This is a genomic window from Natrialba chahannaoensis JCM 10990 (assembly GCF_000337135.1).
Lineage (GTDB): Archaea > Halobacteriota > Halobacteria > Halobacteriales > Natrialbaceae > Natrialba > Natrialba chahannaoensis.
This window is the reverse complement of sequence record NZ_AOIN01000093.1, coordinates 1-23,419: the sequence shown is the minus strand read 5'-3', so window position 1 is coordinate 23,419 and position 23,419 is coordinate 1. Positions and strand designations below refer to the sequence as shown.

At 61.3% G+C, this 23,419-nt stretch carries 22 protein-coding genes; 11 read left to right on the top strand and 11 right to left on the bottom strand.

The genetic code is table 11. The features are described from left to right. Positions 1–52: 52 nt before the first annotated feature. Both C482_RS17460 and C482_RS17455 read left to right on the top strand, forming a co-directional pair. Positions 53–610: a DUF7555 family protein gene (locus C482_RS17460; protein WP_006169112.1), complete on the top strand. Its 558-nt coding sequence runs from the start codon at positions 53–55 to the stop codon at positions 608–610. A 270-nt stretch (positions 611–880) separates the two neighbouring features. Continuing rightward, positions 881–1,432, top strand: coding sequence for a DUF7529 family protein (locus C482_RS17455; RefSeq protein ID WP_006169111.1), 552 nt, complete (start codon positions 881–883; stop codon positions 1,430–1,432). A gap of 162 nt (positions 1,433–1,594) precedes the next feature. Here the strand turns inward: C482_RS17455 and hpt are convergent, their stop codons facing one another. From hpt to C482_RS17430, 5 genes are all read right to left on the bottom strand, one after another. Next, entirely contained in the window at positions 1,595–2,164 is a 570-nt protein-coding gene (gene hpt, locus C482_RS17450; RefSeq protein ID WP_006169109.1) for a hypoxanthine/guanine phosphoribosyltransferase, read from the bottom strand. 97 nt (positions 2,165–2,261) lie between these two features. After that, positions 2,262–2,966 carry a DUF7344 domain-containing protein gene (locus C482_RS17445; RefSeq protein WP_006169107.1) on the bottom strand — a complete coding sequence of 235 codons (705 nt, stop codon included), beginning with the start codon at positions 2,964–2,966 and terminating at the stop codon, positions 2,262–2,264. Between the two features lie 110 nt (positions 2,967–3,076). Further along, positions 3,077–4,246, bottom strand: a complete 1,170-nt coding sequence (gene coaBC / locus C482_RS17440) for a bifunctional phosphopantothenoylcysteine decarboxylase/phosphopantothenate--cysteine ligase CoaBC (RefSeq protein ID WP_006169106.1) — start codon at positions 4,244–4,246, stop codon at positions 3,077–3,079. 169 nt (positions 4,247–4,415) lie between these two features. Continuing rightward, positions 4,416–4,913, bottom strand: coding sequence for a DUF1269 domain-containing protein (locus tag C482_RS17435; protein WP_006169104.1), 498 nt, complete (start codon positions 4,911–4,913; stop codon positions 4,416–4,418). Positions 4,914–5,102: 189 nt separating this feature from the next. Continuing rightward, positions 5,103–7,379, bottom strand: a complete 2,277-nt coding sequence (locus C482_RS17430; protein WP_049896928.1) for an IucA/IucC family protein — start codon at positions 7,377–7,379, stop codon at positions 5,103–5,105. Between the two features lie 229 nt (positions 7,380–7,608). On the opposite strand from C482_RS17430, the gene C482_RS17425 reads away from it, so the two are divergent. Next, positions 7,609–8,475 (top strand): hypothetical protein, encoded by an 867-nt coding sequence (locus tag C482_RS17425; protein WP_006169102.1) that lies wholly within the window; start codon positions 7,609–7,611, stop codon positions 8,473–8,475. 117 nt (positions 8,476–8,592) lie between these two features. Here C482_RS17425 and C482_RS17420 read toward each other — a convergent pair whose 3' ends face one another. Next, a complete protein-coding gene (locus tag C482_RS17420; RefSeq protein ID WP_006169101.1) occupies positions 8,593–9,330 on the bottom strand; it encodes an NAD(P)/FAD-dependent oxidoreductase in 738 nt (245 codons plus the stop codon). 109 nt (positions 9,331–9,439) lie between these two features. Between C482_RS17420 and C482_RS17415 the strand changes: the two genes are divergently transcribed. Then, complete coding sequence (locus C482_RS17415) at positions 9,440–9,961, top strand: SRPBCC family protein (protein ID WP_049896937.1); 522 nt, start codon at positions 9,440–9,442, stop codon at positions 9,959–9,961. A gap of 246 nt (positions 9,962–10,207) precedes the next feature. Then, the gene (gene trkA, locus C482_RS17410) at positions 10,208–11,545 is read left to right on the top strand and encodes a Trk system potassium transporter TrkA (protein WP_006169099.1); all 1,338 of its coding nucleotides are present in this window, start codon (positions 10,208–10,210) and stop codon (positions 11,543–11,545) included. Between the two features lie 105 nt (positions 11,546–11,650). On the opposite strand, the gene C482_RS17405 is transcribed toward trkA, so the two are convergent. Beyond that, positions 11,651–12,730 (bottom strand): M42 family metallopeptidase, encoded by a 1,080-nt coding sequence (locus tag C482_RS17405; protein ID WP_006169098.1) that lies wholly within the window; start codon positions 12,728–12,730, stop codon positions 11,651–11,653. Between the two features lie 158 nt (positions 12,731–12,888). Between C482_RS17405 and C482_RS17400 the strand changes: the two genes are divergently transcribed. From C482_RS17400 to C482_RS17390, 3 genes are all read left to right on the top strand, one after another. Further along, a complete protein-coding gene (locus tag C482_RS17400) occupies positions 12,889–14,058 on the top strand; it encodes a thiolase C-terminal domain-containing protein (protein ID WP_006169097.1) in 1,170 nt (389 codons plus the stop codon). Beyond that, on the top strand, positions 14,055–14,453 hold the full coding sequence (locus C482_RS17395) for a Zn-ribbon domain-containing OB-fold protein (protein ID WP_006169096.1): 399 nt from the start codon (positions 14,055–14,057) through the stop codon (positions 14,451–14,453). The genes C482_RS17400 and C482_RS17395 overlap by 4 nt, the downstream gene beginning before the upstream one ends. A gap of 113 nt (positions 14,454–14,566) precedes the next feature. Then, positions 14,567–15,421, top strand: coding sequence for an NAD+ synthase (locus C482_RS17390; RefSeq protein ID WP_006169095.1), 855 nt, complete (start codon positions 14,567–14,569; stop codon positions 15,419–15,421). Between the two features lie 12 nt (positions 15,422–15,433). On the opposite strand, the gene C482_RS17385 is transcribed toward C482_RS17390, so the two are convergent. Then, positions 15,434–16,456: an alpha/beta fold hydrolase gene (locus C482_RS17385; protein WP_006169094.1), complete on the bottom strand. Its 1,023-nt coding sequence runs from the start codon at positions 16,454–16,456 to the stop codon at positions 15,434–15,436. A 203-nt stretch (positions 16,457–16,659) separates the two neighbouring features. Between C482_RS17385 and C482_RS17380 the strand changes: the two genes are divergently transcribed. From C482_RS17380 to C482_RS20720, 3 genes are all read left to right on the top strand, one after another. Further along, positions 16,660–16,872 (top strand): deaminase domain-containing protein, encoded by a 213-nt coding sequence (locus tag C482_RS17380; protein WP_006169093.1) that lies wholly within the window; start codon positions 16,660–16,662, stop codon positions 16,870–16,872. Next, positions 16,847–17,281: an SMI1/KNR4 family protein gene (locus C482_RS17375; protein ID WP_241431947.1), complete on the top strand. Its 435-nt coding sequence runs from the start codon at positions 16,847–16,849 to the stop codon at positions 17,279–17,281. The genes C482_RS17380 and C482_RS17375 overlap by 26 nt, the downstream gene beginning before the upstream one ends. A gap of 134 nt (positions 17,282–17,415) precedes the next feature. Further along, positions 17,416–18,416, top strand: a protein-coding gene (locus tag C482_RS20720; protein WP_086009517.1) for an IS630 family transposase whose coding sequence is annotated in 2 segments (ribosomal slippage) — positions 17,416–17,905 and positions 17,905–18,416 — 1,002 coding nt in all. Because the reading frame shifts where the segments join, the coding sequence is not laid out codon by codon here. A 574-nt stretch (positions 18,417–18,990) separates the two neighbouring features. Here the strand turns inward: C482_RS20720 and meaB are convergent. The 3 genes from meaB to C482_RS17350 all read right to left on the bottom strand — a co-directional run bounded on the left by meaB (position 18,991) and on the right by C482_RS17350 (position 22,635). Beyond that, the gene (gene meaB, locus C482_RS17360; RefSeq protein ID WP_006169089.1) at positions 18,991–20,091 is read right to left on the bottom strand and encodes a methylmalonyl Co-A mutase-associated GTPase MeaB; all 1,101 of its coding nucleotides are present in this window, start codon (positions 20,089–20,091) and stop codon (positions 18,991–18,993) included. Next, a complete protein-coding gene (locus tag C482_RS17355; protein WP_006169088.1) occupies positions 20,088–20,546 on the bottom strand; it encodes a cobalamin B12-binding domain-containing protein in 459 nt (152 codons plus the stop codon). The genes meaB and C482_RS17355 overlap by 4 nt, the downstream gene beginning before the upstream one ends. A gap of 190 nt (positions 20,547–20,736) precedes the next feature. Further along, positions 20,737–22,635: a carboxypeptidase regulatory-like domain-containing protein gene (locus C482_RS17350; RefSeq protein WP_449406377.1), complete on the bottom strand. Its 1,899-nt coding sequence runs from the start codon at positions 22,633–22,635 to the stop codon at positions 20,737–20,739. Between the last annotated feature and the right edge of the window lie 784 nt (positions 22,636–23,419).

The window sequence follows — 23,419 nt, the reverse complement described above, 5'->3', positions numbered from 1 at the left end:
AGTACTCACTACATCGACACCTGCGACGAGACAGCCCTAACTGGCTGGTTCGTTGGGCAGCCGTTACAGTGATAGCGATGATGGTTACCGTAACAATGACGGTGACGACGAACGTGACGGCCACTACGAACACCACGACCACTACGACAATCTCCACGCCGATTCCATGACCACTGATCACCACGGGAATTCGTTCCACGTCCGACTCTCCGTCTGGATCGATGCGATCACCTACGCCACCGCGATTACCACTCTCGTAACCCTCATTGCACTCCTCCTCGGTCTCGTCACCGGCGGCGGCCCCTCGCAGGCGAAGTTCACCCTCTTTATCGTCGGTTTTCTCCTGCTCGGCTATGCGACAGTGCGACTGTGGCCGTCCACACCGAGCGATCTGGACACCCATACCGAACTCGCCGGCGTCGAAGGCGACTCGATCCCAGAAGTTGCAGACCAGACACGGTTTCAGGCATTCGTCCAGCAGCTGCCACCACTCCGATGGGTCCAGTCACCCCCACCGGAAGCTCGTATTCGAACCCCGGGAAAGCTCCTCCTCGGGAGTATCGCAGTGTTGCTCGTGTCCTTTCTGATGGAGACGGTGTTCGGGATCTGAGTCGCACCCGACTACCCAGCGCTCAGGTATCGTTCATAGGTCCGTTCGTAGTTGTTCTGCTATTCACCCGCTATCCCCGTTATCCCCGCTATAATCGCTCTATCTTCGGTACTACGCACGCACACGACACTATACGAACCACGAACGACGAACGCAAGTCAGCCAGCGAACACCAGCGAACACCAGCGACCACCAGTCTCCACCAACCACGAGTTCGACACTTGAGTCAGCGTGAAAAGAGTTATCCGACTCCTGTGCCCACCCCTTCGTATGGCACGGATTGGGAACGACGACAGTGCTGAACAAGTCGAACGAGTCAGCACGACCGCAATCAAAGACGCCTGGGCGCAGACGACCGACGAACTGGAGGTACTCGCCGAGCAGCGTCGTGAGAACGGCTGGGACACCGTCGCAATTCCGGCAATCCAGACGGCCGCGGTCAGCCGAGACGCCGGGTCGAAACACAACGAACGATTTGGAATCGTCTTCGTCGTCCCGGACAACTATGCCGACTCGTTCTCGGAGGCGTTCGAACGGGGCGAGTTCCCACGATTCCAAGCGTACCGAAACGAGGTGAGTGGGGCTGTCTTCCTCGTCGTCGAGTACCTCGACCCCGACACCGAGACTGCAATCCTCCTCGCCGGACAGTACGAACGACGCCACGTCGGCGGGATGCTCTCCGCTGCCACCGACGAGGGCGTACTCTATACGCACGCAAAAACGCTCAACGGAACACTTCTTGGCTCGTTCGAACACGAAGGAGATGAGTACGAGCCACTCGTCCCCGACACCATCGAGCCGATCGGTGACACGTCGGAGTAACGCGTCTCAGAGTATCAGGTATCAGGTATCAGGTGTCGGGTGTCGAGTATCGGGTATCCCGAGTTACCTTTCATTTTGTTTCGTTGTGCCGTGGCACTGCTCGTCGAGTGTGAGGCTGCGTCCTGAGCGCGGACAAACGAAAGCGAGACTTGGCGTAGCCGTTCAGGAATCGCCGTGTTCGTCGATGATGACGACTTCGCCGTCGACGACGTCAACGTTGATGAGTGTCTTGACGTCGTAGCCGGCGTCGTCGACCTTGTTCTCGCCGCCGACCTTCTTGATCACGGCGACGGTGTCGATGACTTCTGCACCGATACTGTCGAGCGCTTCGAGGACCGATGCGAGCGTGCCGCCGGTCGAAAGCACGTCGTCCAGAACGAGGACGCGCTCGCCCTCGCGAACGTCGTTGATGTACATCTCGTTCTCGGAGTAGCCGGTCTGCTGGGAGATTGCGACCTCGTCTTCGAGCCCGTACTTGCGCTTGCGGATGACGGTCAGCGGAATGTCGGTCATCAGCGAGACAGCGGTCGAGATGTGGATTCCCATCGCGGCTGGCGTGACGATTCGGTCGACATCCTGGAGTTCGGCCTTGCGGATGATTCGGATGACGATTTCACGAAGAAGTGTTGGGTCGAGTTTCGGGACGCCGTCACTGATCGGGTGTACGAAGTAGTGATAGCCGTTCTTTTCGATGATCGGTGCCTCGAGGAGCGACTGCTGCAACTGATCCATGTCGTGGGTCGGGCGGTAGCGGAGTAAAAGTTGACGATACGTGTGAGCAGTGAGTCGACGTGACGAGGTGGCGGCGACGAGAGCAGTTACCAGCTGATCAGTCACCTGATCCGTAACTCAGTTCCGGCGGCTGATCGCCGTGCCCGAGACGCATATGTCGCTCGTGATAGATGTGAACGACGGCTGTCAGCGTCACGACGACGGAGATGAGCGCCATCCAGGCCAGATTCGATAGCATTGTCAGCGGGTGAATTTCGAGCCAGAGCGCTGCGACCAGTGCGGTGCTGATCGCCCCGAGTGAGAGGTACAGTTCCCGCCAGGCGAACTCGCGACCGGGGACAATCTCGAGATAAACGCTGATATCCCGCGTCCGGTCGGTCGCGCGGATCACACCCCGATCGGAGTCAAAATGGAGAATGCCGGCTTCGTCCATCTTCGGCAGGTGCGTTTGCTGCAGCGTCGTGTAGACACGCTTTCGCTGCGCTGGCGTGACGCCCTCGAGTGTCGTGTCATACTCCCAGGCAGCCAACTGCTGGGCGAGGTCACCGAGTTCGACCGGACGGCCGTCCTGTTTGAGGAAGTGAAGGACGTAGCGACGACGCTGGTTGCGGAGGACTTCGAACACTTCGCCCTTCGAGAGTGGCTCCGGTTCGGCGACGGCTGTTGTCTCCTCCGAGATATCCGTCTTGTCGCTAGCTGTCTCAGTCACATCCACTGCGTTCGCGTCGCTGTCCGTGTTGTCCGCGTTGGTATCTGCTGTCGGCTGCGGTTCGATACTGTCGTTTCGTTGTTCCTGGGCCACTCCGGATCACCTCGATCCCCGTCCATTTCCGAATCCAATCGGCGCGCTAATGGGTTGGTTCGATGGGATGAACGCCACCTATATAACTCTCCTGACCCGCTTTGAAAAAGTCACTCATCTAACCAGTCTGAGAGCATGGCCGCGATCGAAGCCGCAATTTCGTCGGCGAGTGCCGATTTGGTGCCCGAAAATTGCGCAACGTCGGCGGCGTGGACGAGCAGCGCTCGCGTCTCGTCGCCGCCCATTACGCTTGCATCGTTCGCGACGACAAACGCGAGCTCCGCACGCGCTCGCATCTCTCGTGCCTTGGTGATCATCTGCTCATCCTCACCCGACGTTTCGGTCTTGAAGCCAACGATCGGCAGGTTGGGATGGGCCGTGCGAATCTCGTCGATCAGCTTCGGGGTGGACTCGAGTTCGAGCGTTAGCTCTTGGCCCGACCGGATCTTCTCGTCGCTGGCGTCCACGGTGTAGTCGCTGATTGCGGCTGCCGAGACAAGTACGTCCGCATCAGCACAGGCTTCTTGTGTTGCGGTGAGCATCTCTTCGGCGCTCTCGACTGCTCGGATATCGGCATAGGGGAGGGACGGCCCATCGTGGACCAGTGTCACGTCCGCGCCGCGGACGTAGCAGGCGGCGGCGACGGCACGGCCCATCTTCCCCGAGGAGCGGTTCGTCAGGACCCGAACCGGGTCGATCGACTCGCTCGTCGCGCCACTGGTGACGACGACGTGCTCACCCGCGAGTGGGCGCTCGCCCGCCGCGCGTGCCACGTCGCAGACGATTGCCTCTTCACTCGCGATTTTGGCCTTCCCCTCCTCGATCCGCGGGTCGACAAAGTCGACGCCCCACTCGGAGACCATGTCAATGGCCTCAAGTACGCCGGGGTGATCGTACATCGGTTCGTGCATCGCCGGAGCGATGACGACGGGTGTGTCGGCTCCGAGCGCAGTCGTCGCGCACGTCGTCACCGGTGTGTCGTCGACTGCACTGGCGATCTTGCCGACCGTGTTGGCCGTCGCTGGCGCGATCAGGAACACGTCGGCCCAGCCGTCGTAGCCACAGAGGTCGACGTGCTCAACGCTGCCCGTGATCTCCGTGACCACGTCGTTGTCCGTAGCAAATTCCACGGCCCAGGGGTGGATGATTCCCTGGGCACTGCCGGTCATCACGCCGCGAACGGTGGCACCGCGTCGTCGCAACTCGTGGGCCAGTTCGACCGTCTTGACGGCCGCGATCGAGCCCGTCACCCCGAGTGCAACGTTAACTCCCTCGAGCATTCGTCTGTTCTTCTCACGGGAGTGTGTTAAGCGTAGCGAGGTTGCTGGTCCCGTAGCTTCATAGCGGTTGTCTCAGCCACAACGACCTGGTTGTCTAAAAATGGGACTGTTCAGTGTCCGGACGTGAAAGCCCGGGATTAGAACACGGCCTAAAGCGTGTCAGAAGTAGCTAGGCTGCAACCTCCTCAGCTGCAAACAGTTGTCGAAGAGTGTCTTCGTCCGAGGGCGAGAGGTTCGTTCTGATGACCTCAGGGTCGTACGACGCGAGGTCCTCGACGACACGTTCCTCAGAGATGTCGTGGGCAAGCATGAACAGCGCGGAGTGGCCGGGTTCGATCGTGTCGGCCACCTCATCGATGAACTCGTCATCGACACCAACATTAGCGAACTTTCCAGCGAGTGCACCGCTTGCGGCACCAACCGCGAGACCGAGCCACGGCATCCAGAAAATGATGCCGATAAGCAGTCCCCAGAAGGCTCCGCCAAGTGCCCCCGAACCGACCAGACTTCGTGCTTGTTTTACTTTGACGTGGCCGTCTTCTTTTCGAACGACAACGGCTGCGTCGTCGAGCTGTAACAACTCCTGTTTCTGTAGTTCGTAGAGCTCGTCACGGACATCCTTCGCGCCGTCCATGGAGTCGAACGCGAGTACGATGAGTTCCTTCATCGGCAGTGATCGCACACTGCTGTAAGTGATAAAACTTTCACACGAGTCTGTGGAACACTGGTTTGGCGTCTGGTCACTAGCGGTGATCAGTCGATGCCACACGTTTGATCCCGTCACCCTCAGCGGTCCCTCGACGATGTCGTTGACTGGGCGTGTTCTATGCCCCCTGGCGACCGCGACCTAATTATATCAGAAATTGATTGTCTCTCGATCAATGTGTCCGAGCGGGTTCGATACCTGACTCGTCACGTACTCGTGGCGCTTCCCCTGCAATCGCATCGCCGTCAACGCCTTGTGCGTCGCCTGCGGTGCGAACAGCGCACGCTCGTCGCGGCGGATCTGCGTGTCAAGCTCGTTCCCGGCCGTCTCCATGCGAGCGCGATCGAACCCCTGCTCGCAGTGGTTGCGAATCACCCGCCAGCACTTGCGCTCGTCGACGCCGGTCTCAACGACGAGTGTCACAACGAGTTCGGCAAGGTGGTTCTGAAAGAGCGCGTAGTACAGTTTCCGATAGAGCTCACGCTCGTCGTCGGTGTCGAGGTCCGAGTCAGGATACGGCGAAAACGACAACCCGTGATTCTCAAGGCGACCGCTATGGACCCGAATGCCGCCAAGGTCTCGGACCACCGTGCCGACCGGTCGTGCGGTTTCGCGTTCGAAGACAATGAGACTGTTTTGCAGGTGGCTCTCGAGTGCGACGCCGTAGCCGCTCATGAGGACTAACTGGTCGGGAACGACCGCGTCCGCGTAGGCGTCGACGAACGAGAGTGCCGCCGCGGCCGTCTCTGTCGTGTCCGTCGCGGCGGCATAGCGTTCGACCAGATCGCAGACGAGCGGCCGACCGGTTGCCGGTGAGTCGGCGAGCAGGCTCGAGGCGACGACCGGCACGGCGTCGTCTGCCTCTGTCACCAGCGAGTGGGCGAGCGGATTCGTCCGGAGCAGTCCGGCGAGGTGGCGCGCGTCATCGAACGCCTCACCCTCGGTGTGGGGCTGGGAGTCGCCCGGCGCGTAGTACGCTGTTGCCGCCGACTCGGCGAGTACGCCGAGGGACTCGAGTTCCGTCCGCTCTGTGATCGCGTTCAGCAGGGCCGTGACTCGAGGGCCGTTCGTGACAGCCTGTGGCGAGAGTGTTCGCACGACGTTCGTGGTCTGGACAGCGAGTGGCAGTTTGAGGTGTGGATGCGGGGCGCTCGCGGTGTTGTCGGTGTCGCCGGTGCCGTTGGTGCCGTTGGTGTCGCCAGCGGCAGCGGCCGCTGTGATCGCAGTAGACTCGGTCTCAACGGGGACCACCGTCCTGAGGTTGAGCAGCGGCGTCACAGGCTGTGTACAGTCGGGGATGGGAACGACCCGCCCGTCAGCACACTGGGCAGCGTACCGGTCGAGAATCGTGTGATAGAACTGGAACGGGTGGACCGGAACGACGGCGTAGGCATTGGGATCCTCTGCTGCAGGCAGCGCTCGCTTGAGTGCACTCTCGAGTCCATCGACCATCGCGAGTAGGCGAGCGGTGAGACTCTCGTCGGTCGTCGCCGCCTGCGTCTCGAGTGCGTACGTCCGATCGATCGCGACGAACCGGAGCTCGATCCGGTCGGTGAACGCTGGCGCGTACGCGAGCCCGTCTGCGGCACCCATTCCTCGCCGAATCTTGCCAGCGGGATGAAACGGGTGCCCGTCGGTGACGATGCGTTCGAAGGCGGCAGCCGAATCGGCGGCGGGGATACCGCTGGTGACAGACTCGAACACCGAGTCACCGCTGGTACCGGTATCTGTGCCGCCCGCTGACCCGACCCGTTTCGCGACGGATCGCGCCTGCACCGGTTTTGCAAGTTGCGCGAGTGCGAGGCTGACGACGCTCTCTGTCACTTCCTCGAGGAGGCGATCCGCCTGTTCGGCGTCACACACTGCCCCGTCCGACTCGAGTAGTGCCAGAACCGAACCGGGATGGCTGAGGGTGTCACTGGTCGTCTCGCCGTGCTCGGTCGCGTTCGCCGCCATCGAGAGCCGCGAAATCCGTCCGACGAGTCGAAACCGGTCGTAGCCGTGGCGGCGTGCAATCGGTACGACCAGCAGCGTCTCGGAACTCGGAAAGGGCTGTAGGGCGAGTAGCCGACACGATTCGGGCAGCGGTTCGACGGCTGCGAGAAGACTTGATCCGTCGAGCGTTCGACTCGTGTCCCCGGCCGCGTCCGGAACTGCGGGCGACTCACGGTCTACGACGTGTGCGTCGGGAACGCCGTCCGGACGCCCGCGGAGCACCCCGTGAACGAGTCGTCGGGTAATCTCGCGACGGGCGTACTCGAGTGCGTCGAGGTAGTCGTCCTCAGCCGCAGTGGCAATACCAGAGGGTGGGTCGTCTTCGGTTTCCTGTCGACGGTGAGTGCGGACGTACCAGGTCGCCGCGCCGAGGGCGTCCCGTTCGGCACTCGTCGCGAACGGTGTGTTCGTCCGTCGGTTCGGTCCGGTCATGGTCGCCTCACGAGGAACGAACTCCAACGGCTGCCGGGATAACTTGACGGGGGTATGGCACCTAGTGATACAGTTCGTTTATCGTTCCGCTTTCGTCTCGATTTCGCCCGCATTCTCGCGACGTCGTGCCCCACAACAGCCGGTTATGACCGATGACCGGACGCTCCGGAAACCGTGTCAGTGTAGCTAAGTCTATCTCCGCTCGACGCGTAAGTTCTTTTGAGGACTGATGGAGACACACAGTAACTCACCAGAAAACACCAGTACCGACCGTGAATCCGATGCCACAGAGAGCGCCGGCTCCTGGACCAGAATGATCCGCACTGGCCTCTTTACTCTCTCACTCGTCCTGGCCGCGGTGATGACCGTCCTGTTTCTTCCCGACTTGCTCGTGCTCCTCGTGACGGGCTGGACCGCCGAAGCTGGAGCGGAACTCGGCATTCACCGACTGCACGTGATGGGAATCGCTGCAGTTGTGGGCGTGTTCCTGCTTGGACTCTTCTCGCAGGCGTTCCGTCCGCTCGAGCGCATCGCGTCGATGTGGGGTGCGTTCGTAAGCATTCTCGTCGTCAGCATCGGCACCGTCGTGTTCGGTGTCGGTCGCCCCGAGGAGGTGCTCCCGTTCTTGCTGGTCACGACCGTTGCGCTCGTGACCCACCCTGCGGGACGAGGATTGCTCCGCCGCGGGAACTCGTACAGTCCGGTGCTCCTCGCACTGGTCGTCGTCGCCGCGATTCCGATCCTCGCGTTCGTCGCGACACAACTGAGTCTCACGACGAATCTGGCCGACCCACACGCCGTCGACGGACACTACGTGATGATGGCTGGTCTCGCGCTCGCCCCGCTCGCGTACGGCGTCTTCGCCGCACTCGGCTTCACCGGCTGGCGACTCGCCTCGTGGCTCGCCGCGCTCCCGATGGCGTACTACGGTCTGCTGTCGCTCTCGTTCCCTGCGCAGGTGGGCGCGACGAGTACGACGTGGAGCATCCTGGCTATCCTCTGGGCAGTCGCGTTCGTCGTGACTGCGGAGTACTCGCGCGCGGGTACGTCCACGCTGTTCCGGCGCGATACCAGAGCGAAGCGAGCGAGCGTCTAACTCACCACAACCCCCTTTCTGTACTTGCCCGCTGCCCCGTACTGTCCGTGTCCACCTTCAGTCCTGTTCCCGTCCCACTCCATCCCTCCCTCGTCCGACGGTTCGCCTGCGCTCGCGTCAGTCCTGCTCGACGCTCGGATGCATCGTCGGCTGCTCGTCGAGTGGCTCCGCGAACGCCTCGAGCATCGTTTCGCGGGCTCGCTCGTCGCGTGCGCGCCGTTCCTCGTCGTCGATCTCCTCACAGCCAGGTGGCACCTCGCGGTCGCGTCCAGTGAAGTATCCCGCTGGGACGACCCAGTCGTGGTAGAAGTTGACATCGGAGTCGTGGATAACCGCAAGTCCCACCTTCGAACCGTGGCCGGCCGCAACGATCGACTGGTGTGGCTCACCGGCGAGTCGACCCGCGGCATAGACGCCGTCGACGGCCGTCCGACCAGCATCGTCGACCGCGACGAAGTGCTTGCTCCCGCGCTGCGTGCGACCAACATCGAGCGGGACGAGGTACTCGCTGTCAGACCACGACGCCGCGACGATTCGCCGCGCTTCGATCGGCTCGCCACCGTCCGTCTCGAGTATGAACCCTGCCTCAGGATCGGTATCCTCTCGCAGCTTGGCGCTCGTCACGAGTCCGAGTTCGAACGTCACACCGGCGTTTCGGGCCTGGTCGCGGGCCAGTTGCAAGTACCGGCGGGCATCGACGCCGTCCGGGAAGCCAGGGTAGTTCTCGAGGCTCGCGTTTCGGGCGAGGATGGATTCGCCACCGTCGATGACGAGTGTGTCCATCCCTGCACGTGCGGTGAAGATCGATGCGGCGAGGCCGGCGACGCCGCCGCCGATGATACAGACGTCTCGCATGTCCGTGCGTTCGGAGGCCCGCGTATAGAAGTTGTTCGTCGGCTGCTTGGTGGAATCGAGGCCGAACCTGATGGGAATCCTTACAGTGAAACCACTCATACTCCTCGCCGTGGACAGAATTCTCCTCAGCACCGTTGTGTACCGCCCACCCGAGGAGGTCTTTCCGTACGTGCAATCCTTTGCCGACTACCCTCGCTACACGGAACACCTGACCGACGTCCGCGCACACGGCGACGGCGGCGTTGGCACAGTCTACGACCTGCGACTCTCGTGGTGGAAACTCAGCTACACCGCCCGCTCGAAGGTGACCGGTATCGAGAGTCCCGAGTCACTCGAGTGGCACCTGCAGAATCATCTCGATGCGCGCGGGGAGTGGCGGGTGGAGGCGGAGCCGTCGGCTGCGCCGCCAGGGAAGGAGACAGCGAGCCGGATCTACTTCGAGGCGGTGTACGATCCGCACTCGGCGGATCCGAGCGCGATTTCGCTACCGCGGTTCGTCTCGCTCGACTGGGTGATCGGAAAGGTCAAGCCGCGGTTACTCGACGAAGCGAAGGGGGTTGTCAGGCGGCTGGTGGCGGATATCGAGGGCGAGCCCCGAGAGGTGGAGTTGACGATTCACGAGTTGCCGTGATGGGGTAGCTGTGTGTTCTGCTTCTATATGGGGCTGTGTCTGCGTCTGTGTCTGTATCTGTATCTGTATCTCTGTAACCGCTGTATGCCTGGTCTCGCTGCTGACTGTGTGCTGTCCACCGCTTCATCGCTCCTGCGTGTCCACTCTGCACTGCTCACCGGTCGGTCCGCAGCCAACAACTCACTCCCATCTGCCGGCCACTCATTCTTGCGTCTCGTTCCCGTACTACGGACTGGTGAGTAACGGATGCGAATCATCGTCGTCGGTGCCGGTGAAGTCGGATCGAACATCGCGGGCAACCTCGACGATGACCACGAAGTCGTCGTCATCGATACGGACGAGGACCGCGTCGACGAGATCACTTACGAGTACGATGTCATGGCAATCAGGGGCGACGGAACCTCGGGCGTGGTACTCGAGGAAGCCGGCATCGAGGAAACGGATCTCGTCATCGCGAGTACGGACGGCGACGAGACGAACATCGTCGTCTGCGGCGCGGCCAAGACTGTCGACGACCCGTTCACGATTGCGCGGGTGAAGAAGACCAACCTCCTGCGGACCTGGGAACGAACGGAGGAGGCTTTTGGCGTCGACGTGATGGTCTGTACGGACCTTTACACCGCCGAGACGATCGTCGACATCGTCAACCTACCAGGCGCGCGCGATGTCGACACTTTCGCGAACGGACTCGTTCAAATGGCCGAGTTCAGCATCGACGCGGACAGCCCGATCGCCGGCGAAACCGTCTCCGAGGCCGATCGCTTCGAGTCGCTGACGTTCGCAGCACTCATCCGCGAGGAGGAGGTCGTCATCCCGACCGGCGAGACGGTCATCGAAGCGGGCGACGAACTGGTTGTCATCGGTTCCGTCGAACACACCCGCGAGTTCGCTGGCGAGTTGACACCGTTCCCGACCGTCGAACAGGCGAGCGAGGTGGTAATCATCGGCGGGAGCGAAATTGGCTACCAGACGGCTCGTCTCCTCGAGGCGGACGGACTCGACCCGCGACTCGTCGAGCGTAATCCACGCCGCGCACGCGAACTGGCAGAACGGCTCCCGGGTACGCTCGTCCTCGAAAGCGACGCGACAGACATCGACTTTCTCGTCCGTGAGCACGTCGCCGACGCGGACATCGTCATCGCCGCACTCGAAAGCGACGAGAAGAATTTGCTCGTCTCCTTACTTGCAAAGCGGATCGGTGTCGAGCGCACGCTCGGGGTCGTCGAGTACGGTGAGTACGTGGACCTCTTCGAGACCGTGGGGATGGACGTTGCGATCAATCCGCGGCTGGTAACCGCCGAAGAGATCACACGGTTCACCCGTGAGCAGCGGACCGAGAACCTCGCAATGTTGGACCACGACCGGGCCGAGGTCCTCGAGATCGAGATCAATGAGGACAGCGCTCTCCTCGGCGCTCGCCTGCGTGAAACGATGGCTGAGCTTCCAGACGGCGTCGTCGTCGGTGCGATCACACGCGATGGCGAATTGATTACCCCGCGCGGCGAGACGGTACTCGAGACGGGGGACCACGTGGTTATTTTCGTCGAAACGGCGGTGTTGGATGCGGTCTCGGCGATGATTTGAGAGGGAGACCTGGAGCTATTACTGGTGATCTGATGAGACGAGCCGGTGGAAAATTACTGGTGATCCGTGTGTTAATACTCGTCACGCCGAACTTGCACGCTCAGTTCACAGTGTGTAGTCGTGCTCGCCGTCCTCACTCGCGAGGAACGCCTCCAACAGGTCGATCGTCGACGCCACGTCCTCGACGTGGGCCGTCTCCGTCACCGTATGCAGGTATCGCGTCGGAATCGAAATCGCACCCACCGGTTTCGCACCTGCCGTATTCTGGAACCCAGCCGTGTCGGTGCCGCCAGCCGGAAGGATCTCGAGTTGGGACTCGATTTCCTTCTCGTCGGCGACCGATTGGAGACGACGGTGGACCTTCGGATTCGTGATGACACTCGAGTCCTTGAGTTTGATCGCGGTCCCGTCACCGAGTTCGGTGACGTGCTCGCCGTCCTCAAAACCGGGCACGTCGTTCGCGACGGTCACGTCAAGAGCGATAGCGAGGTCGGGGTCGACGTCGACGCCGAGCGCGTTCGCGCCGCGCAGGCCGACTTCCTCCTGGGCGGTTGCACAGAAGTGAATTGTCACGTCGGGGTTCTCGAGTCGGCGGGCGGCCTCGAGCATCGCGAACAGGCAGATGCGGTCGTCGAGCGCCTTGCCCGTGACCGTTTCACCGACGAGTTCGGTCGACTGGTCCATCGTCACGAGGTCGCCGGGCGAGACACGTTCGTCGACATCCTCGTATGGCAGGCCGACATCGACGTAGGTGTCCTCCACTTCCGGGGTCTTCGTGCGTTCCTCCTCGTCCAGTGTGTGTGGTGGCGGCGAGCCGATGACTCCCGGCAGGTCGCCGTCCTCGGTGTGGATCGTGACGCGCTGGGCCTTGAGTACGCGTGCGTCCCAGCCACCGAGCGGGTCGAGTTCGACGAAGCCGAACTCGCCTTCCTTCCCGCTGACGTGACGAACCATGAAGCCGATTTCGTCCATGTGCGCGGCGACGGCGACCGAATACTCGGAGTCACCGTCGAGGGTGCCGACGACGTTCCCCATCGCGTCGGTCTGGACCTCGTCGACGCTTGATTCGAGTTCCTCGACCACCAGTTCGCGGACGCGATCCTCGTAGCCGGGGACACCGCTGGTTTCAGTAAGCTCTGTCAGAAGCTCGACATCGAACGGCACGGTATCGTCAGTGAGAGACATAGTCGCACGTCGGTACGAGACGGTTATAAACGCGTGGAAAGCGTCCCCCGTGTATTTTCATTGGTTATTACCTAGCGTATTTGACAACGGTTTTGACCCCGTCGACCAGTCTCGGTGTAACCGCGGAGTATTAACGGGACGACGAAGTACGAATGCGTATGAGTGGCGTACGCGTCGCCGGAACGGGATTGACACCGTTCGGAAACGTCCCCGAACGAACGAGCAGAGACCTCTTCGCCGAAGCGACACAGACCGCGTTCGATGTGAGCGACGTTCCACGAGCGGACGTCGAAGCAGTGTTTTACGGAAACTTCATGGGCGAACTGGCAGAGCACCAAGGCCATCAGGGACCGCTGATGGCCGAAGCCGCGGGCGTCCAGGCACCAGCGACGCGGTACGAATCGGCCTGCGCCTCAAGCGGGATGGCGATTCGCGACGCCGTGATGCGCGTCCGAAACGGCGAGCACGACGTCGTCCTCGTCGGCGGCGCAGAACGGATGACGAACCTTGGCACCGCCGGCGCGACGGAAGCGCTCGCCATCGCCGCCGACGACCTCTGGGAAGTCCGTGCCGGGATGACCTTCCCCGGCGCGTACGCACTGATGGCCCAGGCGTACTTCGACGAGTTCGGCGGCAGTCGCGAGGACTTAGCAAACGTCGCAGTCAAGAACCACAAAAACGCCTTAACCAACGAAAAGGCCCAGTACCAGAAGACGATCTCCGTCGAGGAAGCCCTCGACGCGCCGACCGTCTCGAGTCCCCTCGGTCTCTACGACTCGTGTCCCCTCTCGGATGGCGCAGCAGCACTCATCCTTACGAGTGAGGAGTACGCCGACGAACACGACCTCGACGCCCCAGTCGCGATCACCGGCACCGGGCAGGGCGGCGACCGGATGGCGCTGCACGACCGCGACCACCTCGCGCGCTCGCCCGCCGCCCGCGACGCCGGTGCAGAGGCGTACGCGGACGCCGGCGTCGACGCCAGCGACGTGGATCTCGCCGAGGTCCACGACTGCTTTACGATCGCCGAGGTGCTCGCCATCGAGGCGCTCGACCTCGCTCAGATCGGCGAGGGAATCTCGGCCGCCCGTACCGGCCGAACGACCGCGGACGGCGACGTGCCGATCAACCTCTCGGGCGGCCTCAAGGCGAAGGGCCACCCGGTCGGCGCGACCGGTGCGTCGCAGATCGCCGAGGTTACAAAGTTACTGGCGGGCACGCACCCGAACAGCGAGCACGTCGCCGACGCGACGACCGGTCTCGCACACAACGCGGGTGGAACGGTCGCCAGTGCGACGGTTCACGTTCTCGAGGAGGTGGACCCATGAGCGACCCAGACGAAAACACCGTCCGCGACGCCGGCTTCGACGACTGGCTCGACGCCGCCGAAGACGGGGAGGCCTACTACCTCGAGTGTCCCGAGGGTCACACCTCGCTACCACCGCGCCGCCTCTGTCCGGAATGCGGCTCGACGGACCTCACCGAACAGCCCCTCCCTGACACCGGCGAAATAGCGACGTTCACCGTCACGCACGTCCCGACGCCCGCCTTCGAGGACGACGCACCCTACGCGACCGCCATCGTCGACTTCGGTCCGATTCGCGTCACCGGACAGGTCGTCGACCACGACCCGGACGAGGTCGAAACCGGCCAGACGGTTGCACTCGAGATCAGCCGCTCTGAGACGACGGACGAGCGCGTTATCGGGTTCACGTCGGTCTGATCAGTAGGTCAAGGGATCGAAGGAAACAACTGCCAGTCCATCGCACCCGTCGGAGACAATGCGTACGAAGGCAGACGACTTTTTCCGCAGCTGCCGCTACCACGGTCGTTCACATGGCCAATCTCCACGAGCAGATGCAGGACGACATCAATCCCCTCGACCTCCGATTCGACGCAGACGAACTCGAAGCGCAGGTCGATCACCTCACCCAGTTCATTCGCGACCGTGTCGACGCCGCAGACGCAGACGGGACCGAGATCGCGCTCTCCGGCGGTATCGACAGCACTACAATGGCCACCCTCGCCGTCGAGGCGCTCGGCGCTGACAACGTCCACGCGATCACGCTCCCGAAGGCAGTCAACGAAGCTGCGAACATGAGCGACGCCGAACGCGTCGCCGAAGCACTCGGACTCGAGTACGACGTGATCGAGATCGACCCGATCATGGACCAGGTACTCGGGCTCGCCGACGCCGAGAACCAGAACAAATCGGAGGACCGCTGGGAAGGTCGGTATGTCGGCAACACGAGCGCTCGCGTGCGGATGACGATCACGTACCTGCTCGCCAACCGCGAGAATCGGGTCGTGCTCGGGACCGGCAACCGGGCTGAACTCGCGACAGGGTACGTGACGAAGTACGGCGACGGCGGCGTCGACTGCAACCCGCTCGGGAACCTCTACAAACAGCAGGTGCGGCAGGTGGCGGCTCATCTCGGTGTCTCCGAGGAGATCGTCCAGAAGACACCGACTGGCGGCATGGTCGACTACGAGAGCGACGAGGAGGAACTCGGCCTCGACTACGACACGCTGGATGCGGTGCTCGCGCTCTCGATCGACGGGAACCTGCCGAAGTCGGTCGTCGCACGGCTCACCGACACGACGGTCGAGGACGTTGCACACGTCGAAACGATGCACGAGAAGAGCGATCACAAACGGACGCCGCCGGCTGTCCCACAGCCACTCTTTTAGGGAGTGAACTGGCTACCTGTCGCCCACATCGATATCCGCATCGCCAGTCCCGCCCTCGAGTAGCTCTGCCGTGAGATACGCGACGAACTCGTCGGGATGTTCGGCGTGGGGCAACTGCGTCGCGTAGTCGATGGCGACCAGATCGAGGTCTGCCGCTTCGGCCAGGTCCCGACCGTCACGCAGCGGGACGAGTTCGGCGTCGCGGCCCCAGATGAGCGTCGTCGGTACGTCGAGCGCCGCGAGTTCGGTCGCGAGATCGAACTCCTCGACGGTGTGATCGGCGTCGTGTTCCTCCCCGGACGCGCCGCTCTCAGCGCCGGCTCCTGGGTCAAGCATCCCCGCCGCGAACGACGCCGGCGCATACCGCGCCCCCGGCTGGTGGGCGCTGCGCCAGGCGTACTCGACATCCGAGTCGTCGATCCGGTCGGAATCGTAGTAGCCGTCGCGGTCGTAGAAGTACCGGATCGAGGGCTTGCTTGCGAGGAGGTTGAACAGCGTCGTCCCGACGATGGGAGCACGAAGCAGGCGCTGGACCCAGGGTCGCGTCGCGCCGGTATCGTCGGTTGGACAGATCAGGACGAGTTCCGAGATATCCGTCTCGTCGGCGGCCTGGACGGCGAGCGAGCCGGTGAGCGAGGAAGCGACGACGATCGGCTCGTCGGTGACATCGTTCGCGAAGTCGCGGATGCACTCGGCGTAGAGCGTCGGCGAGTAGACCAGTGGTGGCCGGTCCGTGCGTCCGAAGCCGGGGAGGTCAACGGCGTAGACATGATAGTCCTCGGCGAGTCGTTCGAAGATGGCCGCGAACTCGTGGCTGCTCGCGCCGGCGTGGAGGCCGTGACAGAGCAGCATGTCAGGGTCGTTAGGGTCGCCAGCGACGGTGTATGCGATTTCGATGCCGCGCCAGCGGTAGGTTCGTTCGACACCAGTGAAGGGGTTCTCGAGGTTGCCAGCGCGACGTGTAAGGAGGCGGTTGCCGACGATGGCCGCGCCGACGGTTCCGAGGGCTGTACCGAGGACTGTTCGGGCTTTCATACGAGAGGGGTACGGCGGGAACGCTCTTAGAACTGGGGTTGTCTCGCGCTAGGTGTGCTATCCTCCGTTCAAACGAATCGACGTTGACAGTAGCCGTTGCGAGCGGAAAACGCCGATCAAACGAGGACGAAGAGCAGAATCCGTTATTACCGGGGCCCTACAAAAACGAACGCCACTACGACCATCGCAGCAATGACAATAGTATGGGCCCTGCCGCAATGTGGTGTACCGAACCCAAACTCCTCGAACACGTGGCTCAAGAGTATGATCCTGAAACAACCGAAGGAGAAATCCTCCTCTTTACGGAACGTCTTCCATGTGATGCAGGGTGTGAGAAACTCATCGAGCTATTTGAGTCCGAATACCCTGGTGTCAACGTGAACGTGAGTTATGATCCAGATATGGAGGGTAACTAAGATATCAGAAGGGACAAACGAAGTCGGTGAACGAGCGCTGGAATTGCTGGTCGAGTACGGCTATGGACCGAAAACAGAGATTGAAGACTGTACTGAGGAGGAAATCGCACACCTGGAAGATGAATTCGGCGTTGAACTCCCAGCGGCGTACAAATCTTGTATGCGATACATCGGAAACGGAACCAATGGATTTCTTCGAGGGAGTGAATTCACTTATCCCGCCCCGAAGTATCAGCGGGAATTCGCCGAAGACTGCATCGAGCGGTGGGACGAACTCGACTTCTCACTCGAGGAAACCGATTTCGTCTTTCGTGGTCTACAGGGGTCATCTTTCTGGTTTTTCAACACCGAAGAAGGGGAAGATCCACCGGTTTATCTCTACATGGAGGATTCGAAACCAGAACTATAGTATCCATTAGAGTTATTTACTCGTAGATTGTTGCAACAGGCAGTGGATCACCTCGAAGAGATTTCAGTCGAAGAGTTGCAAGANAACTATAGTATCCATTAGAGTTATTTACTCGTAGATTGTTGCAACAGGCAGTGGATCACCTCGAAGAGATTTCAGTCGAAGAGTTGCAAGATGCTCTCGACAAGGTGGACGGAAAGAAGCCGACACAACGGCTCTTAGCCGCAATAGCGTACAAAAACGGCGTTCAGCAGACTGAACTAGCCGAGTGGTACGGCGTAGAGCGACGGACGATCTATAGTTGGCTCAAGCGACTCGATACTGATGAGTCGCTTGAGCAGGCTGTTTCTGATGCTCACCGATCTGGGAGAAACCGAAAGCTCTCGGAAGAAGAGCAAGAACAATTCGAAGCAACTGTCCACGAACCACCTGAGAAGGTTGGGCTTGACGCGCCGGCATGGACGCCGGCGCTCGTCCAGCAGTATCTTGACGAGACTTACGATGTCGAATACTCAATCCCGAGTTGTCGGCGGTTGCTCAAAGAAGCGGGATTGAGCTATCAAAAACCACGCCGTACAGCTGCCGAATCCGATGCTGACGAGCAAGAAACGTTCCGCGAAGAGATCAAAAAAAGCGGTGGGAGATGGACGCCACAGTAGTCTGTATCGATCAAACCAAGAAATCCGTGCAAGTCGAGCCGCGTGCCGCGTGGTTTCCTCGCGGCACGCGGCCGTCTGTTGAATTATCCGGTCAACGCGACTGGACGTGTCTCTTGGGCGCGATCACAGAAGACGGTGATCGCTTTTTCGCTCGATTCGAAGAGTACGTAACCGCCGAACACGCCAGACATTTCATTCTTGCATTATGCAAAGAGTTCGAAGATGATTTGCTCATTGTACTGGATGGAGCGCCGTATTTTCAGGCATCGGCCGTCACGGACCTGGCGGCCCGTGACGACCTCGCCTTCGTCACATTACCGGCATACTCACCAGAACTAAATCCTGTCGAGGAGTGCTGGAGACAACTCCAAGCCGCTCTCAGCAACCGCTTCTTTGAGTCACTCAACGATCTTACAACGGCGATTGATACAGCTCTTGACCAACTCTCTATACCAAAAGTGAGCAATTATTTCTAATCTCTACTATAGTTACACACTNTCTTTGAGTCACTCAACGATCTTACAACGGCGATTGATACAGCTCTTGACCAACTCTCTATACCAAAAGTGAGCAATTATTTCTAATCTCTACTATAGTTGCCGATACGTTCTCCGAGTGGTTGTTTAGCGAAATTAGAGCCAAAGGAGAGAAGCACGACTGACTTCGTCCGTGGTTGACCCGGACTGTTATAACGATGTATCCCATTCCGACGGAGAGAAATCGTGCGCGCAACCCAACGGTGATGATCTGCACACAACTATCTGGGACACAGACGTTGGTTGTAGCCGTGTCTTTCTGACGTACTCTCGAGAGCAGCTACACTATACGGACCGATTCGTCCTCCCTCAACGAATGAATCGAATCCATACGGAAGCGAAGTCCACCCAAGTCCGAAGTAATCGATGCGAAAACCCTCTCTGCGGAACCAGCACCGTCTTCCACTTTACCCCGACAGTGATCTCACACACCGGGATTCGCGATGCATGCATCCAGTGTCTTGATCGCTCGAGCACGAGACAACAGAGGCAGCTACTGTTCCAGAGCAGGCTACTACGAGTCGAACTCCGCTTGCACAGCCTCGATATCCGCTTCGGAGAGACAGTCTTCGACCGGCGTCAGCACGTCGTCTGCGATCGCGTACGGGTTGGTCTCGCCCATCCGAACCGCCTCGGCTAACTCGTCGACGCCGCCGGCGGACTCGAGTTCATCCTCGAGCAAGGCGTTGATGTCTTCGCGAAGGAGGGTCCGGATCTCCTCGGCGTAGCGCTGGCGGACTTTCTTGGCGTGGGTGCCGGAGTCGACGAGGAACGACTTGTGGGCGGCGAGTTCGTCGATGAAGGTGTCGACGCCGGTGCCTTTTGTGGCGACGGTTTCGACGATTGGTGGCATCCAGTCGTCGAGATCGTTGGAGTCGGTTTCAGTGTCAGTGTCGTCGGTGCTGTCACCATCAGTGCCGGCCATTGCATCCGCACCGTGGTGTCCCGACCCGCCAAAGCCAACATCCGCTCCGATGTGAAGCATCTCCTGGAGTTCCTGGACGGTGCGGTCTGCACCGTCGCGGTCGGCCTTGTTTACGACGAACACGTCCGCGATTTCGAGAATACCGGCCTTCAGCGTCTGGACGGAGTCACCCGAACCCGGCGGAACAAGCACGGCGACAGTGTCTGCCGTGCGGACAATGTCGACCTCGTTCTGGCCCGCGCCGACGGTCTCGATGATGATCTTGTCCTTGCCAAAGGCGTCCATCGCCTTGACCGCGTCCGCCGTCGCCGTCGAGAGCCCACCGAGCGTGCCGCGGGCGCTCATCGACCGGACGAAAACGTCCATATCGCCGATCGTCGAAGCCATCCGGATACGGTCTCCGAGAACGGCTCCACCTGTGAAGGGAGAGGAAGGATCAATCGCGATAATCCCGACCGTCTCGCCGCGCTCGCGGTAGGTTTCGGCAAGCTTGTCTACCAGCGTCGACTTGCCCGCGCCGGGGCTGCCGGTGATCCCGATCACGTCGGCGTTGCCCGTGTGCGCGTAGAGCTCTGACACCAGGTCGCGGTAGCCTGGCGCGCGGTTCTCGATCTTCGAAATGATTCGGGCGAGCGCGCGGTGGTGCCCCTCAAGGAGGGCGTCCAGGAGGTCCTGATCGTCAGCGTTCATCGCTCGGGTGCGTTCTCGCGGACGAACTCGATGGTCTCTTCAATCGAGGTGCCGGGGCCGAAGATGGCGGCGACGCCCTCTTCTTTGAGTTCCGGTCGGTCTTCCTCGGGGATGACGCCGCCGACGAGGACGAGGGTGTCCTCGCGCGCACCGTACTCCTCGAGTCCGCTCATGATCTTCGGGACGAGGGTGTCGTGTGCGCCCGAGAGGATCGAGATGCCGAGGACGTCGACGTCCTCCTGGACTGCAGCCTGGACGATCTCGTCGGGTGCCTTGTGCAGCCCCGAGTAGATGACCTCGAAGCCGGCGTCGCGGAACGCTCGCGAGATGACGTGTGCGCCGCGGTCGTGGCCGTCGAGGCCCACTTTGGCAACGAGACAGCGGATCGACCGTCCCTCGCCCTGACCGTGCGATTGTGGCTGTGACTGCGACTCCTCGTCCTGTTCGCTGCTCATACCCGTCCCTTCCGTGGCCGCATGTTTGACTTTAACGGAAGTTTCTGGAGGTTGTGTGGTCGGACTGGTCGGCGTTTGTGAGAATGGAGTCAGGTGGCTATGAGAGGTGCATCACTATCCAGCGTGTGCTGGCCACCGAGCAGGGAGTCAAAAAATCGGTGTCAAATCGTGGTCACTCGTGGCTCCGGAATCAGGCAGACGCAGCGCCCGGCTGATTCGCGTTCGGTCCAGCAACGCCGGTCACGTCGTGTGCGATACTGGCGTTACCGTCGTCAGCAGCCTCGATCGTGATCGTCGTCGACTCGACCTCGTCGGCCGAGATACCGTGTTCGTACTCGCCTGGCTCATCGTCCGCCGGGACTTCGTAGGTAAACTCGACCGTCGTCGACTCGCCGCCCTCGAGTGTGACCGTCTCGGTCAGTTCAGGCTGGTAGTCGATAACGTCAGTGCCGAAGTCAGTGCCCGGCGGGAAGTAGAACGCCGTTCGAGTGTCTGCCTGCTCGCCGGTGTTCGTAACNTCGACCTCGAAGTAGGTGCCGAGCGTGAGGTTTGCGGTCGTCGTCTCGCCGGTTTCGACCTCGACGAACTCGATGTTCGAGTCGTCGTAGCCGTCAGCGATCGCGCGGAGCGCGTTCGTTCCAGGCGTGACGTCCTCGATTTCGTAGGAGCCGTCCTCGGCGGTCGTCACGTTGAACGCGCCGTCATCGGCGTCAACCACGTTCGCGTCAGCAATTGGGACGCCAGCGGCGTTNTCGTAGGAGCCGTCCTCGGCGGTCGTCACGTTGAACGCGCCGTCATCGGCGTCAACCACGTTCGCGTCAGCAATTGGGACGCCAGCGGCGTTCGTGACGGTGCCTTCGATCGAGCCAGCGGTGCGGTCGACGACGAAGTTCACATCGTCAACGTGTTCACCGGGTGCGACGGAAACGATCTTGTCGAGTTCGTAGCCCGGTGGCGTATCGACGACGTTGACGACGTACGTGCCTGCCGAGACGCCGTCGAGTTCGTACGAGCCGTTCTCGTCGGTCGTCGCCTCGTAGACCTCACCGTCGTCGTTCTCAGCAACGATGGTTGCGTTCTCGATTGGTGCGTCGTCGTCACTTGCCGTCACGTCGCCGCTAATCGTTCCTGCAGCCTGCTCCAGGGAAACGTTGACCGTGACGGTGTCGTCTTCTGGAACGTCGACGGATTCAGTGTGGCTCGCGAAGCCCTCGGCGTTGACCGTGAGGTCGTGCTCGCCAGCGGGGACATTCGCGAGACCGTACTCGCCGTCGGCGTCAGTCACGTTGGTGAACGTTTCGTTGTTAGCCTCGAGGTCGATACTGGCGTTTGCGATCGGTTCGCCAGTGGCGTCGTCAGAGACAGTTCCCTTAACGTTCCAGTTCGTTTCATCACCGGTGATCGTAACTGGGGCGAAGTCCTGTTCGTCCTCGCTGGCGACGATGTGGCTCGCGTCACCGGCTTCGGCGTCTGCCGGAACGACATCGGAGAACGTCAGCTCCTCGCTCTCGCCCGGTTCGAGGTGGACGACGGACGAACTGTCAGCGGTCGCCGCGTCTGCCGTCACGCTCCCCGTCGTAGCGAACTCGACAGTGTTTGCGAGCAGCAGGTTCGCTTCCTCAGTGAAGTCCTCTTCGTCGGTGAAGAAGTCGCGTGCAGTCGCCGTGAGCAGCAGTTCACTACCGTCGTCGCTGACGGCAACCGACGGGCCGGCGTAGCCGTCGCCGAAGTCGGCATCCGCGAGCGTGGTGCCGCTGTAGTCGTCGAACCAGCTTCCCCAGGTCGTGGTGCCGGTGAACAGCTCGACCTCGTCACCGACGTCACCGACGCCGGTGAAGATTGGGTGGTTCTGTTCGATGTCGAGCGTTACCGGCTCGTCAGATGTGCCGATTCCCTCGGAATCACGTTCCGCGGGATCCTCACTGACGGTGTTGAGCCGGTAAATTCCGTCTGCGTACGTCTCTGCGGTGCTACCCTGGTGTGAGTCGAGGTAGACCGCACTCTGGGTGCTCTCGAGTTCGTCGAGGAAGTCAGCAGCGAGTGCGTCGCTGCCGAATCGCTGTACGACGAACGTGTCGTAGTCGTCCATCACGTCGAGCAGGTCGTCTGCAACGACCACGTCGACGTCGAAGGTGTCGTCGTTGAGTCGCTCATCGAGCACGCTGGCGACGCCATCACCCTGACTCGTGTCGGCTGCGACATCGACGACCGCAATGTCGCCGCCGCCGTCACCGAGTTCGTAGGCGACCGTCTGCTCGTCCGGCGCGTCGCCGGTGTTCTCGACGGTTGCATTGACGCTGTAGGCGTCGCCCGGTGCGAGTTCGTCGGGTGCGTCAGTGAGATCGACACTGAAGAACGGCTCGAGGATGTCGATTGCGGCGGTCGCCTCATCATCCTCGGTGAAGACACCGTGGTCGTAGGTTCCTTCAGCGATGTTCTCCGTGTCGACATCGAACGTGACCGTCGTCTCCTCGTCGGGTTCGAGCGTGACGTTCTGTGCGTACAGTTCGTCGCCGAGGTCGTCGAAACGATACTCGACGGACTGGGTGTCGTCGACGTTGCCTGTGTTTGCAACGTCTGCGCTGACGGTGATTTCGTCACCGCGGTCGGCTTTATCGGGTGCGTCGAGACCCGTGATCTCGAAGTTCGAGGCGAGGACGGTGAACACGTCGCTCGCGTCGTCGTCTTCGGTCGTGACGGTGACAGTGTGGTCACCGCCGTCGAGGTCGCTCGCGTCGAGGTCGAACGTGATCGTCGTCTCTGCTGGGTGATCAATCGGCTCGTCGACGCCAGGTGCTGCCATGTCGACGGCTTCGGTTGCGGCTGGGTCGTCAGCGTCGTTCAGGTAAAGCGCAACCTCCTCGACTGCACCC

Excerpts from the sequence above, each read along its gene's own strand:
- C482_RS17455 (WP_006169111.1), top strand. The coding sequence starts at position 881 with ATGGCACGGATTGGGAACGACGACAGTGCTGAACAAGTCGAACGAGTC.
- hpt (WP_006169109.1), bottom strand. The coding sequence starts at position 2,164 with ATGGATCAGTTGCAGCAGTCGCTCCTCGAGGCACCGATCATCGAAAAG.
- coaBC (WP_006169106.1), bottom strand. The coding sequence starts at position 4,246 with ATGCTCGAGGGAGTTAACGTTGCACTCGGGGTGACGGGCTCGATCGCG.
- C482_RS17435 (WP_006169104.1), bottom strand. The coding sequence starts at position 4,913 with ATGAAGGAACTCATCGTACTCGCGTTCGACTCCATGGACGGCGCGAAG.
- C482_RS17430 (WP_049896928.1), bottom strand. The coding sequence starts at position 7,379 with ATGACCGGACCGAACCGACGGACGAACACACCGTTCGCGACGAGTGCC.
- C482_RS17425 (WP_006169102.1), top strand. The coding sequence starts at position 7,609 with ATGGAGACACACAGTAACTCACCAGAAAACACCAGTACCGACCGTGAA.
- C482_RS17420 (WP_006169101.1), bottom strand. The coding sequence starts at position 9,330 with ATGCGAGACGTCTGTATCATCGGCGGCGGCGTCGCCGGCCTCGCCGCA.
- trkA (WP_006169099.1), top strand. The coding sequence starts at position 10,208 with ATGCGAATCATCGTCGTCGGTGCCGGTGAAGTCGGATCGAACATCGCG.
- C482_RS17405 (WP_006169098.1), bottom strand. The coding sequence starts at position 12,730 with ATGTCTCTCACTGACGATACCGTGCCGTTCGATGTCGAGCTTCTGACA.
- C482_RS17400 (WP_006169097.1), top strand. The coding sequence starts at position 12,889 with ATGAGTGGCGTACGCGTCGCCGGAACGGGATTGACACCGTTCGGAAAC.
- C482_RS17395 (WP_006169096.1), top strand. The coding sequence starts at position 14,055 with ATGAGCGACCCAGACGAAAACACCGTCCGCGACGCCGGCTTCGACGAC.
- C482_RS17390 (WP_006169095.1), top strand. The coding sequence starts at position 14,567 with ATGGCCAATCTCCACGAGCAGATGCAGGACGACATCAATCCCCTCGAC.
- C482_RS17385 (WP_006169094.1), bottom strand. The coding sequence starts at position 16,456 with ATGAAAGCCCGAACAGTCCTCGGTACAGCCCTCGGAACCGTCGGCGCG.
- C482_RS17380 (WP_006169093.1), top strand. The coding sequence starts at position 16,660 with ATGGGCCCTGCCGCAATGTGGTGTACCGAACCCAAACTCCTCGAACAC.
- C482_RS17375 (WP_241431947.1), top strand. The coding sequence starts at position 16,847 with ATGATCCAGATATGGAGGGTAACTAAGATATCAGAAGGGACAAACGAA.
- meaB (WP_006169089.1), bottom strand. The coding sequence starts at position 20,091 with ATGAACGCTGACGATCAGGACCTCCTGGACGCCCTCCTTGAGGGGCAC.
- C482_RS17355 (WP_006169088.1), bottom strand. The coding sequence starts at position 20,546 with ATGAGCAGCGAACAGGACGAGGAGTCGCAGTCACAGCCACAATCGCAC.